The sequence below is a fragment of the Paramixta manurensis genome, assembly GCF_013285385.1.
Taxonomy (GTDB): Bacteria; Pseudomonadota; Gammaproteobacteria; order Enterobacterales; family Enterobacteriaceae; genus Paramixta; species Paramixta manurensis.
This window is the reverse complement of the sequence record NZ_CP054212.1, coordinates 1,867,448-1,883,720: the sequence shown is the minus strand read 5'-3', so window position 1 is coordinate 1,883,720 and position 16,273 is coordinate 1,867,448. Positions and strand designations below refer to the sequence as shown.

The following is a 16,273-nucleotide window of genomic DNA, read 5'->3' as shown; positions in this document are numbered from 1 at the left end:
TATTACGCTTTGCTTATCAGGCAGCACTCTCGCCTGAACTTACAGGAGCCAGATAATGAGCATCGACAGAACCCAACCTTTGCAGCCGATTAATAGCGTACAGCCACGCGATAATAATGAGGCCGCTGCCAGCAAAGCGCGCCCAAGCGTCAGCGGTAGCGTGACTGAATCCGGCGCACAGGTTAGCCTGAGCGACGCGCAGGCGCAATTAATGCAGCCTGGTAGCCAGGATATTAATACCGACCGGGTTGAGCAGCTTAAAACAGCTATTCGTAACGGCGAGTTAAAAATGGATACCGGTAAAATTGCCGATGCGTTGATTCAGGAAACCAAAGATTACTTACAGGGTAAATAAGCGTCATGAATAACCTGACCGCCGTTTTAGATAAAATGCTGGATGTCCTCACTTCGCTGAACGCGGTGATGGATGAGGAGCAACAGCAGCTTTCCGTCGGGCATATTAATAGCAGATTGTTACAGCGCATCACCGAAGATAAAAGTTCGCTACTCAGCACGCTGAACTATCTGGACGAATTACGCCGTCAGATGGAAAAACAAAACGGCCTTCAGGCTCCCTATCATAGCCATCCCGTGTTGACGCGTAGCTGGCAACTTATCCAGCAACGTACCCAGACGCTACGCGATACCAATACGCATAATGGTCTGTTGCTTAACCAGCAAATGCACTTTAACCAGCAGGCGTTGGCGATTTTAAAACCGCACCATAGCCAGTCTTTTTATGGGCCAGACGGGCAAACCACACCGGATGTAGCGGTTAGCCGGAAGATTTAGCCTCATAAAAAAGGGCCGGTAAAACCGGCCATTTTTTCATCTGTCGCCCACTAGGCGGCGCTGCGGGCAAAATCCCTCACGCGGAACCCCAGCAACGCAAGCATAATAAAGTAAGCGCCGCCGCCTGCGGCGCAAACCAGCGCCAGGCGTAACAGCCGATACAGCATATTACCGCTCTCCCATGCCGGCATCACCATCATCAGGCCGATGAGGACCGCCGCCATCGCGATTAACGCAATAAACAACCGTAGCAGAAAACCCGACCAGCCCGGCTGCGGCTGAAAGATCTGTTTCTTACGTAATTGCCAGTACAACAATGCGGCATTCAGGCAAGCCGCTAAACCGATAGAGAGCGACAGCCCGGCGTGTTTTAGCGGGCCGATAAACGCCATATTCATCAACTGTGTCATAACCAGCGTAATCAGCGCGATTTTGACCGGCGTTTTAATATCCTGACGCGAATAGAAACCTGGCGCCAACACCTTCACCACAATCAGCCCCATTAATCCAACCGAGTAGGCGACCAGCGCGCGCTGAGTCATCGCGGCATCAAACGCGGTGAACTTACCGTACTGGAACAGCGCGATAGTGAGCGGGCCGGAAAGAATCCCCAATGCCACCGCGCTCGGCAACGCCAATAAGAAACAGAGGCGTAGCCCCCAATCCATTAGCCGTGAATACTCGTCATGGTTACCGCTGGCAAAACTTTTCGCGAGCGACGGTAACAAAATCGTGCCCAGCGCAACGCCCAACACGCCGGAAGGAAACTCCATAAGACGGTCAGCGTAATACATCCACGAAACGGAACCGGAGACTAAAAAGGAGGCGAAAATCGTATTAATAATCAGGGAAATTTGGCTGACCGATACCCCGAGGATGGCCGGACCCATTTGACGCATCACGCGCCAGACGCCCGCATCCTTCAGGTTAACGCGCGGCAGCACCAGCATACCGATTTTCTTCAGATGCGGTAACTGATAGCCAAGCTGCAACACGCCGCCCACCACCACCGCCCATGCCAGCGCTAATACCGGCGGATGAAAATGTGGCGCGCCAAATAGCGCGAAGCCGATCATACTGACATTCAGCAGCGTCGGCGCGAACGCCGGTACCGAGAAACGGTTCCAGGTATTCAATATCGCGCCCACCAGCGAGGCCAGCGAGATCAGCAAAATATAGGGAAAGGTAATCCGTAATAAGGCCGAGGTAAGGGCAAATTTATCTGCGGTATCAGCAAAACCGGGCGCGGTCACCAAAATAACCCAGGGTGCGGCAATCATACCGAGGAAAGTGACCAGCGCCAGCGCCAGCGTTAGCAGGCCAGAGACATAGGCAATAAATACCCGTGTCGCTTCCTCGCCTTGTTTACTTTTATACTCGGCCAGAATAGGCACAAACGCCTGTGAGAATGCGCCTTCGGCGAAAATACGGCGCAATAGATTAGGGAGTTTAAAGGCAACGAAGAAGGCATCGGTCGCCATACCGGCACCAAACACGCGCGCCACAATGGCATCACGGGCAAAGCCCAGTACGCGTGAAAACAGGGTCATGGAACTGACCGCCGCCAGCGATTTCAACAGGTTCATGGTTTACTGCGCATCCTGAAAAAGAGTAAAAACATCGGCAAAAGTCTCTTTCCGACGAAAGCTGCGCCTAGTCTACTAATCCGCAGCGAAATAACCACAAACTATTGTTACAGCGAGTTATTCGTTATCAATTTCGCGCCACAGTTTTTCTATCACACGCTGCGCCATTAGGGCTTGTTCGCCGGAGGTTTCAGGCATCGTCTGATTTTCAACGCAGGTGATAAAATGGCGCGCCGCGCCGTCAAACCCACGCTGGACCAGCGTTGTTTGCCACGCCGGAACCGGATCGATCGCTAACTGCCCGTGGTGCTCGTGACGCCAGTCTCGCATCTCATCCACCTGCCACGTGTTGCCGTCGCCGAGCGCCATCACCGATTCGCGCTGCGTTCCTGCCCGGCGGTGCATACTGGTGGTCACCTGCGTCCCGCCAACGCTGAAATGGTGCTCGGCATACAGCATCTGCCCGGCTTCATTGGTATGCAGCACGCCATGATGCAATTTGCCGCGGCCACCCGCTAACCACAACGCAGTATCCACCACATGCAAATAGTCATCCAGTAAGGTGAAACGTAAATCCTGCGGCCCGACACTGTCGCTGCGATGTTTTTCCATCCGAACCGACGCCGCTTCACTCAGTTGCGACTTTAGCTGTTGATAACGTGGGGCAAAGCGACGGTTAAACCCGACCATCAGTTTGCGCCCTTGCTTTGCTGCCAGCTCAACCAGCTTCTCTGCCTCACTAAGCGTTTCCGCTAGCGGTTTATCGACGCACACATCAACGCCCGCCAACAGCAACTCACGTACCACGGCAAAATGCGACGCCGTACTACTGTGAACAAAGACCGCGTCACAATCGGCCGCCAGCACGTCAAGCCGTGAATAGCAACGCATCCGATAGCTATCGCACACCGCTTGCGCTTTTTGTTGATTGGGAGAAAAACCGCCCACCAAACGCCAGCTATCCGCTCGTCCAATCACCGGAAGCCAGGCTTTCTGCGCGATGCCGCCCAGGCCGACCACGCCAATACGCGGTGCCATAGTTCTCTCCTTTCTGCTTGTGAAGCCGGTAAGCCCCGGCAGGTAGTGATTATCCGCGACGCTCTGCCGCCCACTCGCGCCAGGTCAGTGCGGTGAGCACATGGTCCTGCCACTGCCCATCAATCAGCAGATAATCTTTGGCATAGCCCTCTTTTTCAAACCCCAGACGCGCTAACAGATTACCGCTACGCTGATTATGCGGCATATAGTTCGCCATGATGCGGTGAAGATGTTGTTGGCGTTGCATATACTTAATCGCCGCCTGTAACGCTTCATACATCATGCCCTGCCCCTGCCATTTTTCGCCCAGCGAATAACCCAAATAACAGGCATGAAACGAACCGCGTAACACATTACTAAAATTCGCCACACCCCGAACTTCGCTCTCTTGCGGATCCATAACAATAAAATAGAATGCGCTGCCCTGCCGGTGCATATCCGCGATCAACCCCAGACGGGCCTGCCAGCCCGACGGATAACAGTGGCTTTCATCACGCACCGGCTCCCAGGGCTTGAGAAACAGACGGTTTTCCGCATAGTAATCAGCCAGCCGCCAGGCATCACGTTCATGAACCAGACGGACCACTAACCGGTCGGTTGTCAGACGCACTTTCGGTGCAGAAGAACGGTAGCCAAACATCTTTTCTCCTGAAGTATACCCGCCCGCTTAAGCTGCACGTGCATTGACATTCCGACAACGTAAATGCGTTAGGGCATACATGGCTGATAAAAAAAATCGATTAAACAAGCAGCTTGCGAAACCACTCCGGGCGATAACCGATAAAACCGGATGTTTTTGACTGCCGGCCCCCAATATAACCGTCATTGGCCGTTTGGGTAAAACTCTCTGCAAATATCGCGGTGTTTCTCACAAGTTACCTGCTGAAATTACAGCACAAATTGCACTATTTCGATAAAAAAATATCATTCTGCATTGGCTGTCAAAAAGGAGGATAAAAGCGGAGAATAGTTCAATTGGCTGTTTTCTCTTCTTTTACGCTTAGGAACAAGCATGTCGCGGGTCGCACGGGCCAGACGCCTCGGAAAGGCATTCTTACTGGTTGATAATATGTTGGTGGTGTTAGGCTTTTTCGTGGTCTTTCCGCTGATATCCATTCGTTTTGTCGACCAGTTGGGTTGGGCGGCGCTCTCAGTCGGCCTCGCGCTGGGTTTACGCCAATTGGTACAACAAGGGTTGGGCATTTTTGGCGGAGCGATTGCCGATCGTTTCGGCGCGAAGCCGATGATCGTTACCGGGATGCTGCTGCGCGCCGCCGGTTTTGCCAGCATGGCGGTCGCTCATCAACCCTGGATTCTGTGGTTGTCCTGTATTCTTTCTGGCCTCGGCGGCACCCTGTTCGATCCGCCGCGTACCGCGATGGTGATCAAGCTGATTCGTCCTCGCGAACGCGGGCGGTTTTTCTCGCTGTTGATGATGCAGGATAGCGCGGGCGCGGTGATTGGCGCTCTAATCGGTAGCTGGCTATTGTCGTGGGATTTCCGCCTGGTGTGTTGGGCCGGCGCCTCAGTTTTTGTTGCCGCCGCCGGGTTTAATGCCTGGCTACTACCGGCGTGGCGTATCTCGACTGAACGCACCTCAATGCTGGAAGGAATGGGCCGCGTACTGCGTGACAAGCGCTTCTGTCTGTATGTGTTGACGTTGACCGGCTACTACACGTTAGCCGTGCAGGTGATGTTGATGCTGCCGATAATGGTTAATCAAATTGCTGGCGTGCCGGGCGCGGTAAAGTGGATGTATGCCATTGAAGCAACGTTATCGCTCACCTTGCTGTACCCGATTGCACGCTGGAGCGAGAAGCGCTTTCGTCTTGAGCAACGCTTAATGGCGGGCCTGTTTTTGATGACGCTCAGCCTTATGCCGATAGGGATGACCAACACGTTACAACAGCTCTTTATGTTGATCTGCACCTTTTATATCGGCTCGATTATTGCTGAGCCGGCACGAGAAACGCTAAGCGCCTCACTTGCCAGCGCTCGAGCACGCGGTAGCTATATGGGGTTCAGTCGGCTTGGCTTGGCCTTCGGCGGCGCGATTGGTTACACCGGCGGCGGCTGGATGTTTGACGCCGGGCGTGAGTTAGCGATGCCGGAATTACCGTGGCTAATGCTTGGTAGCGTCGGCATGGTGACGTTACTGGCGCTGTGGTGGCAATTCCAGCCACGCGATGTGGCGTCGGGGATATCGCCCGCCTAAGACTTTCACCGTTTTTTCCGTGTCGGCAAGCCGCTTATGCCGCCGACGCGGTTTGCCCTTCGCCCTATTCTCTTCCATACTTCCCTAATACATTCAAAATATTAATGGCGGCAAGGGCCGCTATCCACGTGAGTAAGGAGAAGATCCGGTGAAACTTTACATCTACGATCATTGTCCATTCTGCGTTAAAGCACGCATGATTTTCGGCTTAAAAAATCTGCCGGTCGAACTGGTTGTCCTGCTTAACGATGACGAAGAAACGCCAAAAAAATTAATCGGTCAGAAGATAGCTCCCATTCTGCAAAAAGAGGATGGCAGTTGTATGCCTGAGAGTATGGATATTGTTCGTTTTATCGATAAGCAAGATGGTGAGCCTTTGATCACCGGCAAAACCAATCCGGCCATCAGTGACTGGCTACGTCAGGTGAATGGCTACGTGAATAAATTGTTGCTGCCGCGTATTGCCGAAGCCGCTTTTGCTGAATTCGCCACCCCTGAAGCACGCCGTTATTTTAAGGACAAAAAAGAGGCAAATGTCGGCAGTTTCGCTGAGCTGAAGCAACATGCGCCGGGTCTGGTGAAGAAAATTAGCCAGGATCTGCGCGATCTGGATAAGTTCATCGTCAAACCGAACGCGGTCAATGGCGAACTGTCGGAAGACGATATTCATCTGTTCCCCTTACTGCGTTCCCTTACGCTGGTTGCCGGCGTTGAATATCCCAGCCGCGTGGCAGAGTATCGGGACAATATGGCTAAACAAACCCAAGTTAACCTGCTCTCTTCAATTGCTATTTAATCAGCGGGGCGGCGCTAACACTCGCCGCCCATTTAACCCACTTCCGTTTACCGACACATTTCCTTGCCTTTTTCGCCCCCCTTTCAGTGATATCCTGGTGACTCTGACGACGCGCTAAGGCAAGCTATCATGCTGAAACAGGACCGTTTGTGTGAATAAAATTATTGAGGATTTGAATGAAGAAGGCATTTCTCGGGCTGGCAGCCCTTATTTTTGCTGGCTTATTGGTCGGCTGTAACCAACTCACTCAGTACACCGTTAACGAGCAGGACATTAACAAGGCGCTGCAAAAACATAATAATTATGAAAAAGATATTGGCGTATCGGGCTTAGTTAATGCGCACATTGTATTGAGCAATTTAAGTAGCCAAATTGGCCGTGAAGAGCCGAACAAAGTCACACTTTCCGGCGATGCTGACGTCAATATAACTTCACTTTTCGGCCCGCAACAAGCCACCATGAAACTTAAAATGAAGGCGCAACCGTGGTTTGATAAAGACAAGGGCGCCATTTATCTCAAAGATCTGGAAATTGTCGACGCGGACGTACAGCCGGAAAAAATGCAGTCGATCATGAAATCAGTGACGCCATATCTTAACCAGTCACTAAAAAGCTACTTTGATCGTAAACCGGCCTACGTTTTAAGTTCCGATCGCAGTAAAGCCGAATCGTTAGCGAAGAAATTCGCCAAAGGGCTGGAAGTGAAGCCCGGCGAGTTAGTGATTCCATTTACCGATTAATCATCGCTGCCGGTTTCGGTCCAGCCACCAGCCAAAAGCGTGAGCCGCCCTGCTCACGCTTTTTTTCTTCTAACCACATAAACCAAGTGCAATCGGTTGCCTTTATCCTTATGCTTAGTCCCCGGCTGAAATCCGCCATGTGATCTTTTCTTCTTAGCCGGAGCCTTAAACATGACTGCACGCCCTCAAGAACTTATTATTCGCCGCCCTGACGACTGGCATATCCATCTGCGCGACGATGACATGTTGCAAACCGTGGCGCCTTATACCAGCGCGGTATGCGGTCGTGCGATTGTGATGCCTAATTTGGTACCGCCAGTCACCAGCGTCGAGGCGGCGCGCGCGTATCGCGAGCGTATTCTGTCCGCCGTTCCGGCGGAGCATGACTTTCAGCCGTTAATGACCTGCTATCTGACCGATTCGCTCGATCCGAACGAAGTCGAAAAAGGTTTTAATGAAGGGGTGTTCACGGCGGCAAAACTGTACCCAGCCCATGCCACGACTAACTCTAGCCACGGCGTTACCAATATTGCAGCCATCGCCCACGTGTTGGAGCGGATGCAAAAAATCGGGATGCCATTATTGATTCATGGCGAAGTCACCGATGCACATATTGATATTTTCGATCGTGAGGCGCGTTTTATCGAAACGGTGATGACACCGCTACGCCAGCAGTTCCCGGAGCTTAAAGTCGTTTTCGAGCATATCACCACCAAAGAGGCCGCCGCTTACGTGCAGGAGGGCAATCGTTATATTGCCGCTACCATCACGCCACAGCATTTGATGTTCAACCGTAACCATATGTTGGTCGGCGGCGTACGCCCCCATTTATATTGCTTACCGATCCTCAAACGTAATGTGCACCAGGAGGCGTTACGCCAAGTTATCGCCAGCGGTAACCCGCGTTTCTTTCTCGGAACCGATACCGCGCCGCATTTACGCCATCGTAAAGAAGCCAGTTGCGGCTGCGCGGGCGTGTTCAATGCGCCGACCGCCCTGCCCGCCTATGCCACGGTATTTGAAGAGATGAACGCGCTACAGCACTTTGAAGCTTTCTGTTCAGAAAACGGCCCGCGTTTCTATGGGCTGCCGCTCAATCAGGGCACGCTGAAGTTAGTTCGAACCCCGTGGACGGTAGAAGAGAGTATTCGTATTGGCGAAGAAACGCTGGTGCCCTTCCTCGCCGGGGAAACCCTCAACTGGCAAGTTGCTACCGCCTAATCCTTTCGGGAAGCGTTGGCTTCCCATCTTTTTATTGCTTTCGCATCGAGTATACTGTATTTATATACAGTATACTTTTCGGAGGCTTTTATGCGTGTCGAAGTTACTGTCGCAAAAACTACTCAACTCCCTCAAGGCGCGCTTGAAGCGCTCACCAGCGAGCTGGAAAAACGAATTAATCACCATTATCCCGAAACGCAAAACCATGTGTCGGTCCGCTATGCCAGCGCCAATAATTTGACGGTTATGGGGTCGGGCAAAGAGGAAAAAGATCGGATCAGCGAAATTTTGCAGGAAACCTGGGAAAGCGCTGATGACTGGTTTATTACTGGTTAACCACTCTGTTGTGCCGTTGTTTGCCGGATATCGCGTCCGGCTTTTTTATCGCTTTTCCTTACCTCAGTAACCAGAACCCATACCCTAATAATTTGCGTTGCAGGAAGAGGAGCACCCACAGGCAACCTGAAGAATGACGGGTATAAACAGATTGTCACAAAAGAAAACCACCAACACACATACGGCTGAAAGCCTGGTCAGTGTAGACTGAGCAGTAATCATGTCATATCCTTGCGCGAGCATGTTTTACAGGAGATGTTCTCATGACCGCCGATAATCCCGAAGAGACCATGACATTTGGCGAGCTATTAGCTTTCATTAGCGATCAGCAACGCCGTTTAACGGTGCTGGAAAATGCGTTTTCCTGGCTTTCATTTTGCCTTGATGATAAGTCAAATCACTTGCTGATCCACAGCTTGCGCCTCGAAGCGCAAAATCAGAATCATGACCAGGCGTTACAACAACACTTTAATCGTTTAGCAGATGAACTGGAAAAACGTAGCGGTGCGGTCAGAATTCAACCGGATATCAATACTGATTAATAAAATTGCCAGGCACGTTTTTTTATTTTGCAATCAGATAATTCTGCCGATTAAATACTCTTTAAGTAGCTTTTCATTTTAATTTTTCGCATTTTTCGCTCTGTCGATACTAATTTCACTGTTATAATTAGTCTGCTCTGAAAAAAAAGCCGCATTGAAACCTCAATAAATCACTTCGTTCTACGAGTAATAAGGAGGTTATAATGGACAGAAACAAAGACGTTATACAAACGCATCCCCTGGTGGGATGGGACATCAGTACCGTAGACAGTTATGATGCCATGATGATTCGTCTGCATTCGCTTTCATCAGATCAACAGCAACATGATGAAGCTGAGGTAGGACAAACCTATTGGTTAACTACCGATGTCGCCAGACAATTTATTTCGATTTTAGAGGCGGGCATTGCCAAAATCGAAGCGACCGGGCATCAGGATCGCGATTACAAAAAGCACTAATTTGCGTAGCAATAAACCAGGGCACCCTTGCGGGTGCCTTTTTATTGCCCGTCATCTTTTGTTATCCTGCCGTGCTCAAGGTTAGTTTCAGGAGTTAACCCGATATGGTTTACGATTTAATCGTGGTCGGCAGCGGTTCAGTTGGCGCGGCGGCTGGTTTTTACGCCACACGCGCCGGGCTGAAAGTATTAATGATTGACGGTGCGCACCCCCCGCATCAACAAGGGAGCCATCATGGTGAAACCCGCCTGATACGTCATGCCTACGGCGAAGGCGCCCGTTACGTTCCGATGGTACTACGCGCTCAGGCGCTGTGGGATGAACTGGAGCAACTGGCCGGTGAACGCATTATGCACCGCTGTGGTGTGCTCAATTTGGCGCCGCACACCTCTGAATTTATCCGCAATGTCGTCGATAGCGCCCAACAATTTAAGCTGGAGATTCAACTGCTACAGGCAGATGAAGTCCGTCAACGTTGGCCGCAAATTACCGTTCCTGACGGTTATCTCGGCGTTTTTGAGCCACAGTCGGGCTATCTCAAATCGGAAGTTGCGGTGCGCAGTTGGATACGGTTAGCGGAACAGGCTGGCTGCGCCCAGTTATTCAACTGCGCGGTTAGCCGGATTGAAAACGAAGGATCACTACAACGCGTTACCACCGCTGACGGAACGTTTCTGGCGAAAAAATTGTTGCTGAGCGCCGGTACGTGGGTAAGAAAACTGGCGCCTTCATTGCCGATAAAACCGGTACGCAAAGTGTTCGCCTGGCACCAGGCGGATGGCCGCTATAGTGAAAATAATCAATTTCCGGCTTTTACTGGCGAGATGCCCGACGGGAGCCATTATTACGGCTTCCCGGCGGATAATAATGCATTAAAGATTGGTCGTCATGACGGTGGGCAGCCAATTGATACGCCGGAACAACGAAAACCTTTTGGCGCCTGGGCCGATGACGGCAGCGAAACCTTTCGTTTTTTACGGCAATTTTTACCGGGAGTCGGGGTATGCTTGCGCGGTGAAGCCTGTACCTATGATAATTCACCGGATGAAGACTTTATTATCGATACATTACCCGCTCAGCCTAACCGTTTAGTGATTACCGGATTAAGCGGACATGGATTTAAATTTGCCAGCGTACTCGGCGAAATAGCAACACACTTTGCCAGCGATAAAAAAACTGAATTTGATTTAACGCCGTTCTCTCTTTCTCGTTTTACTGATTAAAAAAATAAAGGCACATTTTATTTGTGCCTTTATTTTATCTCTGATTAAAACATCCGCGCTTTTACCCCGCCAGACATTTATTCGGCGGGTTTTGCGGCCTCTTTCTGGCGGCGTAGTTTAATCTTTTTCACCAACCTAACCGCTTCTGCCTCGGAGGCCACCGCCGGAGCGGATCCATGTAAAGGTTTACGCGCGGTTTCCCGCATAAAGAACACCGTAATTAACCCAATCACCGATGCGCCAATCAGATAATAAGCCGGCATCAATAAATTATGCGATTTTTCCACCAGCCACGCGGTGACCAGCGGCGTCGTTCCGCCGAACAGCGAAACCGAGATGTTAAAGCCGATCGCTAATGCGCTGTAGCGAATATCTGTCGCAAACAACGAAGGCAGCGCCGAAGGCATAGTACCGCTAAAACACGTATGGAGCGCACCGAGGATCATTAGACCGAGGAACACCAGCGCCAAATTACCGGTACCAATCAACCACAGACAAGGAACCGCCAGCACTATCAGCCCAACCGCGCCTAACGCGATAACCGGTCGACGTCCTAAACGGTCATTCCAGTGCCCCCAGAACAGTGTCAACGGCATCATAACGAACATGACCACCATAATTAGCATCAGGCCGCTCAGTTCACTCAACCCCAAAATGCCGGTCAGATAACTTGGCATATACGAGGTGAGCATATAGTTCGAAACGTTAAACAACAGCACTAACCCAATGCACTTCAGCATTTGCGCACGATATTTGTTCAACATCTGCAGCAAGCTAAGTTGAGGTTTGCTGTGCTCCAGCGCCTCTTGCTTTTCCATATGCTTTTGGAAAGCAGGCGTCTCTTCCAGCTTCAACCGAATATAGAGCCCGAAAATCCCCAACGGCGCGGCAATAAAGAACGGAATACGCCATCCCCACGATAATAACGCATCTGCCGGCATCGCCGCCGTCAGGCCGGTAACCAGCCCGGCGCCGAGCAGATAGCCGCCAAGCGTACCGAACTCTAGCCAACTGCCCATAAATCCGCGCCGCTCATCGGTAGAATACTCGGCGATAAAGGTCGCCGCTCCGCCATATTCGCCGCCGGTTGAAAAGCCTTGCACCAGGCGCGCCAGCAACAGCAATAATGGCGCGGCGATACCGATAGTGCCATATCCTGGAATCAAGCCGATGCAGAAGGTACCGATCGCCATCATCACCATCGTGATCGCCAGCACTTTCTGGCGCCCAATACGATCGCCGAGTGGACCAAAAAAGAGCCCGCCGATTGGCCGCACTAAGAATGCGGCGGCAAACGCGCCAAAGGTTGCGATAAGCTGCACCGCCGGGCTGCCGCCGGGGAAGAAGACTTTACCAATGGTTACGGCAAGGAAACTGTAGACGCCGAAGTCAAACCATTCCATGGCATTACCTAACGCTGCCGCGCCAATTGCCCGTTTCAGCATGTCCTGATCGACAATGGTAATGTCATCAACGCTTAACTCATTTTTCTTGGTTTTTTTCTGCCAGAAGTGTTTCTTAGGCCGCCCGGATGGCGTGGAGGTGTTAGTCATATCTTCCCTCAAGGATCGCAAGATGAATGTTATCGCACCATAGCCTTTTGCCTGCGTGCGTCCGCTCAAGGAAAGAGAAACTCAGCTATGCTGCGACAAAGTCGTCGTCTATATTTACCGTTGTGTCGTTTTACATCCCTTAAATCTATACAACAACGTTGAAAAACGCAAATAAGTTGAATTATTAAACTATTTTTTAGCGGAAAGGCGATTTTTTTCACTAAAAATCACCTACGGGGATGCGAGTTGGGTTTCGGGCGGATTACTCCGCCCCGGTGAGGTTATTTTTTTTCCGGTGCCGGAATTGTCAGCGTGCTGTTGAGCAGGCCGCGGGATTTATTGAAGATTTTGTTGCCATTTTCTCGCCCGGCACGGCGTGCGCGTTGCTCATCTGCTGGTAACGCCAGCTCCTCCATGCACAGTGGGCTACAGCAATGGTTAAACTTCTCTGCGCAACGCGGGCACTGAATAAACAGTAGATGACAACCGTCGTTTTTACAGTTCACATGCGTATCACAGGGCGCGCCGCATTGGTGACAGTGGGCAATAACGTCTTCGGAAATACGTTCCCCCATACGTTCATCAAACACAAAATTTTTGCCTTTGAAGCGCACCGGCAGCCCCATTTCACGCGCACGGCGAGCGTATTCGATAATGCCACCTTCAATGTGGTAAACATTTTCAAAACCGTTATGGCGCATCCAGGCGCTGGCTTTTTCGCAACGAATGCCGCCGGTGCAATACATCACAATCTTTTTGTCTTTGTCGCCTTGTAGCATTTCAACCGCCATCGGCAGTTGATCGCGAAACGTGTCGGCGGGGATTTCCATTGCCTTCTCAAAGTGACCCACTTCATACTCATAGTGGTTGCGCATATCCACAAATACCGCATCGGGATCATCCAGCATCGCATTAACATCCGGCGCTTTCAGATAGGCTCCAACCGCGCTCGCATCAAAGCTTTCATCGGTGATGCCATCCGCCACAATGCGATCGCGCACTTTCAAACGTAAAACCCAGAATGATTTTCCGTCATCCTCTAGCGCAATATTCATGCGCAGATTGTTCAGCGCCGGATGAAAGGTATATAAGGTCTGTTTCATCGCTTCATAGTGGCTGGCGGGTACGCTAATTTGCGCATTGATTCCTTCGTGCGCCACGTAGACCCGGCCAAAGACCTTTAAAGTGGTCAACGCGGTATATAGCGCGTCGCGAAATGCTTTCGGATCGTCAATGGTAAAATATTTATAGAAAGAGACTGTCGTGCGCGGTTCGGTTTCGGCCAGCATCCGCGCCTTAAGCTCTTCATTGGAAACAAGGTTATGTAACACTGGCATGGTGTACGTTCCTGTAGGCAATAAGAGAATTTTTCGCGGCGTATGATACCTGATTCTTGATGGAATCCTACCCTTGATGGGGATTTTGTTACGCCCTAACCGGCGATCGCACAAGCTGCCTGGATCCGTAAGTTAATTGCCGCGAGTATGTAATAACCACGCTTATTACTAAACCCGCAATTAAACGTCACTACAGGGAATCGGCATGAGTCAGCTTTTTACCCCCATCACGTTCGGACAACTCGCGCTACAAAACCGCATTATCGTGGCGCCAATGTGTCAATATTCCGCCGAACAGGGCCAGGCCACCGCCTGGCATCGGATTCATTTAGGCCATCTTGCGCTCTCTGGCGCTGGTCTGTTGATTGTGGAAGCCACCGCCGTTGAGGCTGCGGGACGTATTACGCCGCAAGACCTTGGGCTGTGGGATGATGCCACTGAACAGGCGTTGGCGGCAGTAATTAATGATGTGAAACGTTACGCCACGTTACCGCTCGGCATTCAACTGGGTCATGCCGGACGTAAAGCGTCCTGCGATGTTCCCTGGCGCGGCGGCGGGTTCCTAACCGCGGCTCACGGCGGCTGGCAAACCTCCGCCCCCTCCGCCCTGCCCTTTAACCCGGATGATGACACGCCATTGGCAATGACCAAGGCCCGTATCGATGAAGTGAAACAGGCCTTTGTTGATAGCGCACGTCGTGCCGATCGGCTCGGTTTCGAACTGTTCGAGATTCATGCCGCGCATGGTTATTTATTGCATCAGTTCCTGTCGCCGCTCTCTAATCAGCGCCAAGACGAATATGGCGGCGCGCTGGAAAACCGTATGCGTATCGTGCTGGAGATTTTCCGCGAAGTCCGTCAGGCGGTACCGGCCCATAAAGCGGTTGGCGTCCGTATTTCCGCTACCGATTGGGTAGAAGGCGGTTGGGATGTTAGCCAATCGGTGGCGTTGAGTCAGGCGCTGGAAGCATTGGGCTGCGACTATATTCATGTCTCCAGCGGCGGGTTATCGCCAGCGCAGCAGATCGACACCAAACCTAACTATCAAGTGCCGTTTGCCGCAGAAATTAAACAGGCGATAGCGATTCCGGTCATTGCCGTTGGGCTGATCGTTGACCCTGAGCAAGCGGAAGCGATTTTAACCGCCGGAGAGGCTGACGCCATTGCTCTGGCGCGCGCGATGCTGTATGACCCACGCTGGCCATGGCACGCGGCAGCTAAATTGGGAGAGAAAGTCAACGCCCCGCCGCAATACTGGCGTTCAGAGCCGCATGACGTTAAAGGTTTATTTAAAGCTTGATGCTAACGCCCGGCGCGCTTGTCAACGTCGGGCTTTTTTTTATTCAGATATGACGGCCACCGCGCTTTTTATTACTGTTTATTTCAGACCACCCTAAAAAAATGGCACAATACGCCATAATACTTGCCTTGAGAGACGGCGATAATGTCGTCCTGCCAGAAGAAATATGGAAAAACATGACTCAATTGCCTCAATTTTCTCGTGAACTCCTTCACCCGCGTTATTGGTTGACTTGGTTTGGCATTGCCTTGCTTTATCTGGTGGTCTTATTACCTTATCCCTTACTGTACCGTCTCGGCTGCGGGCTGGGGCGGCTGGCTATGCGCATAATGAAACGCCGCGCGTTTATTGCACGCCGTAATTTAGAACTCTGTTTCCCGGCAATGCCCGCCGCCGAACGCGATGCAATGGTAAAAAGAAATTTTGAATCGGTCGGTATGGGGTTAATTGAAACCGGTATGGCGTGGTTTTGGCCCGATTGGCGTATCAGAAAATGGTTTGCCACCAGCGGCGATGAGCATATTAAACAGGCCAAAAGAGAGAATAAAGGTGTGCTATTAATCGGCCTGCACTTTTTAACCTTAGAACTCGGTGCACGTATATTTGGCATGCTTAATCCAGGCATTGGCGTCTATCGTCCCAATGACAATAAACTTCTTGATTGGCTGCAAACCTGGGGACGTATGCGCTCCAATAAAAGCATGCTTGATCGTAAAGATCTGAAGGGCATGATCCGGGCGCTAAAAAATACCGACATTATCTGGTACGCGCCGGATCACGATTACGGCCCACAAAGTAGCGTCTTTGCCCCTTTCTTTGCGGTGCAACAAGCGGCCACCACCAAAGGCAGCTACTTACTGATCCGCAGCGCGAAACCGGCGGTCATCCCTTTTGTGCCGCGCCGTCTGCCGCACGGTAAAGGGTATGAGATGATTGTTTTGCCGGAGGTAACCAACTTCCCGCTGGAGGATGAAGTGGCGACCGCCACCCGTATGAACCAGGTGCTGGAAGAAGCGATATTAATGGCGCCCGAACAGTATATGTGGCTGCACCGCCGTTTTAAAACCCGCCCGCAAGGCGAACCCAAACTCTATTAACCGAATGACACAAGCCGGTTGCCTGATCGGCTTGTTTTT

17 protein-coding genes are annotated in these 16,273 nt (G+C 51.4%); 12 read left to right on the top strand and 5 right to left on the bottom strand.

The annotated features are described in order from the left end of the window. Positions 1-55: 55 nt before the first annotated feature. Positions 56-355 carry a flagellar biosynthesis anti-sigma factor FlgM gene (gene flgM, locus PMPD1_RS09195; RefSeq protein ID WP_173633749.1) on the top strand — a complete coding sequence of 100 codons (300 nt, stop codon included), beginning with the start codon at positions 56-58 and terminating at the stop codon, positions 353-355. A 5-nt stretch (positions 356-360) separates the two neighbouring features. Beyond that, entirely contained in the window at positions 361-792 is a 432-nt protein-coding gene (gene flgN, locus PMPD1_RS09190) for a flagellar export chaperone FlgN (RefSeq protein WP_173633748.1), read from the top strand. 50 nt (positions 793-842) lie between these two features. On the opposite strand, the gene murJ is transcribed toward flgN, so the two are convergent. The 3 genes from murJ to rimJ form a co-directional block, all read right to left on the bottom strand. Continuing rightward, complete coding sequence (gene murJ / locus PMPD1_RS09185) at positions 843-2,378, bottom strand: murein biosynthesis integral membrane protein MurJ (RefSeq protein ID WP_173633747.1); 1,536 nt, start codon at positions 2,376-2,378, stop codon at positions 843-845. Positions 2,379-2,495: 117 nt separating this feature from the next. Then, a complete protein-coding gene (locus PMPD1_RS09180; RefSeq protein WP_173633746.1) occupies positions 2,496-3,416 on the bottom strand; it encodes a Gfo/Idh/MocA family protein in 921 nt (306 codons plus the stop codon). Positions 3,417-3,465: 49 nt separating this feature from the next. Further along, positions 3,466-4,056 carry a ribosomal protein S5-alanine N-acetyltransferase gene (gene rimJ, locus PMPD1_RS09175; RefSeq protein ID WP_173633745.1) on the bottom strand — a complete coding sequence of 197 codons (591 nt, stop codon included), beginning with the start codon at positions 4,054-4,056 and terminating at the stop codon, positions 3,466-3,468. 372 nt (positions 4,057-4,428) lie between these two features. On the opposite strand from rimJ, the gene mdtH reads away from it, so the two are divergent. The 8 genes from mdtH (at position 4,429) to solA (ending at position 10,947) form a co-directional block, all read left to right on the top strand. Next, a complete protein-coding gene (gene mdtH, locus PMPD1_RS09170) occupies positions 4,429-5,631 on the top strand; it encodes a multidrug efflux MFS transporter MdtH (protein ID WP_173633744.1) in 1,203 nt (400 codons plus the stop codon). A gap of 148 nt (positions 5,632-5,779) precedes the next feature. Next, a complete protein-coding gene (grxB, locus tag PMPD1_RS09165) occupies positions 5,780-6,427 on the top strand; it encodes a glutaredoxin 2 (RefSeq protein ID WP_173633743.1) in 648 nt (215 codons plus the stop codon). 176 nt (positions 6,428-6,603) lie between these two features. Next, positions 6,604-7,167, top strand: a complete 564-nt coding sequence (locus tag PMPD1_RS09160; protein WP_173633742.1) for a lipoprotein — start codon at positions 6,604-6,606, stop codon at positions 7,165-7,167. A gap of 171 nt (positions 7,168-7,338) precedes the next feature. Next, positions 7,339-8,388, top strand: coding sequence for a dihydroorotase (gene pyrC, locus PMPD1_RS09155; protein ID WP_173633741.1), 1,050 nt, complete (start codon positions 7,339-7,341; stop codon positions 8,386-8,388). A 90-nt stretch (positions 8,389-8,478) separates the two neighbouring features. Then, positions 8,479-8,724 carry a DNA damage-inducible protein I gene (gene dinI / locus PMPD1_RS09150; RefSeq protein WP_173633740.1) on the top strand — a complete coding sequence of 82 codons (246 nt, stop codon included), beginning with the start codon at positions 8,479-8,481 and terminating at the stop codon, positions 8,722-8,724. Positions 8,725-8,987: 263 nt separating this feature from the next. Then, on the top strand, positions 8,988-9,266 hold the full coding sequence (locus tag PMPD1_RS09145; protein WP_173633739.1) for a hypothetical protein: 279 nt from the start codon (positions 8,988-8,990) through the stop codon (positions 9,264-9,266). 203 nt (positions 9,267-9,469) lie between these two features. After that, complete coding sequence (bssS, locus tag PMPD1_RS09140) at positions 9,470-9,724, top strand: biofilm formation regulator BssS (protein ID WP_173633738.1); 255 nt, start codon at positions 9,470-9,472, stop codon at positions 9,722-9,724. 104 nt (positions 9,725-9,828) lie between these two features. Further along, positions 9,829-10,947 (top strand): N-methyl-L-tryptophan oxidase, encoded by a 1,119-nt coding sequence (gene solA / locus PMPD1_RS09135; protein WP_173633737.1) that lies wholly within the window; start codon positions 9,829-9,831, stop codon positions 10,945-10,947. Between the two features lie 77 nt (positions 10,948-11,024). Here solA and proP read toward each other — a convergent pair whose 3' ends face one another. Both proP and trhO read right to left on the bottom strand, forming a co-directional pair. Continuing rightward, a complete protein-coding gene (proP, locus tag PMPD1_RS09130; RefSeq protein WP_173633736.1) occupies positions 11,025-12,500 on the bottom strand; it encodes a glycine betaine/L-proline transporter ProP in 1,476 nt (491 codons plus the stop codon). 281 nt (positions 12,501-12,781) lie between these two features. Next, positions 12,782-13,837, bottom strand: coding sequence for an oxygen-dependent tRNA uridine(34) hydroxylase TrhO (gene trhO, locus PMPD1_RS09125; RefSeq protein ID WP_173633735.1), 1,056 nt, complete (start codon positions 13,835-13,837; stop codon positions 12,782-12,784). Between the two features lie 205 nt (positions 13,838-14,042). On the opposite strand from trhO, the gene PMPD1_RS09120 reads away from it, so the two are divergent. Continuing rightward, the gene (locus tag PMPD1_RS09120) at positions 14,043-15,137 is read left to right on the top strand and encodes an NADH:flavin oxidoreductase/NADH oxidase (protein WP_173633734.1); all 1,095 of its coding nucleotides are present in this window, start codon (positions 14,043-14,045) and stop codon (positions 15,135-15,137) included. Between the two features lie 176 nt (positions 15,138-15,313). Next, positions 15,314-16,234: a Kdo(2)-lipid IV(A) acyltransferase gene (locus PMPD1_RS09115; protein ID WP_173633733.1), complete on the top strand. Its 921-nt coding sequence runs from the start codon at positions 15,314-15,316 to the stop codon at positions 16,232-16,234. Positions 16,235-16,273: the final 39 nt, after the last annotated feature.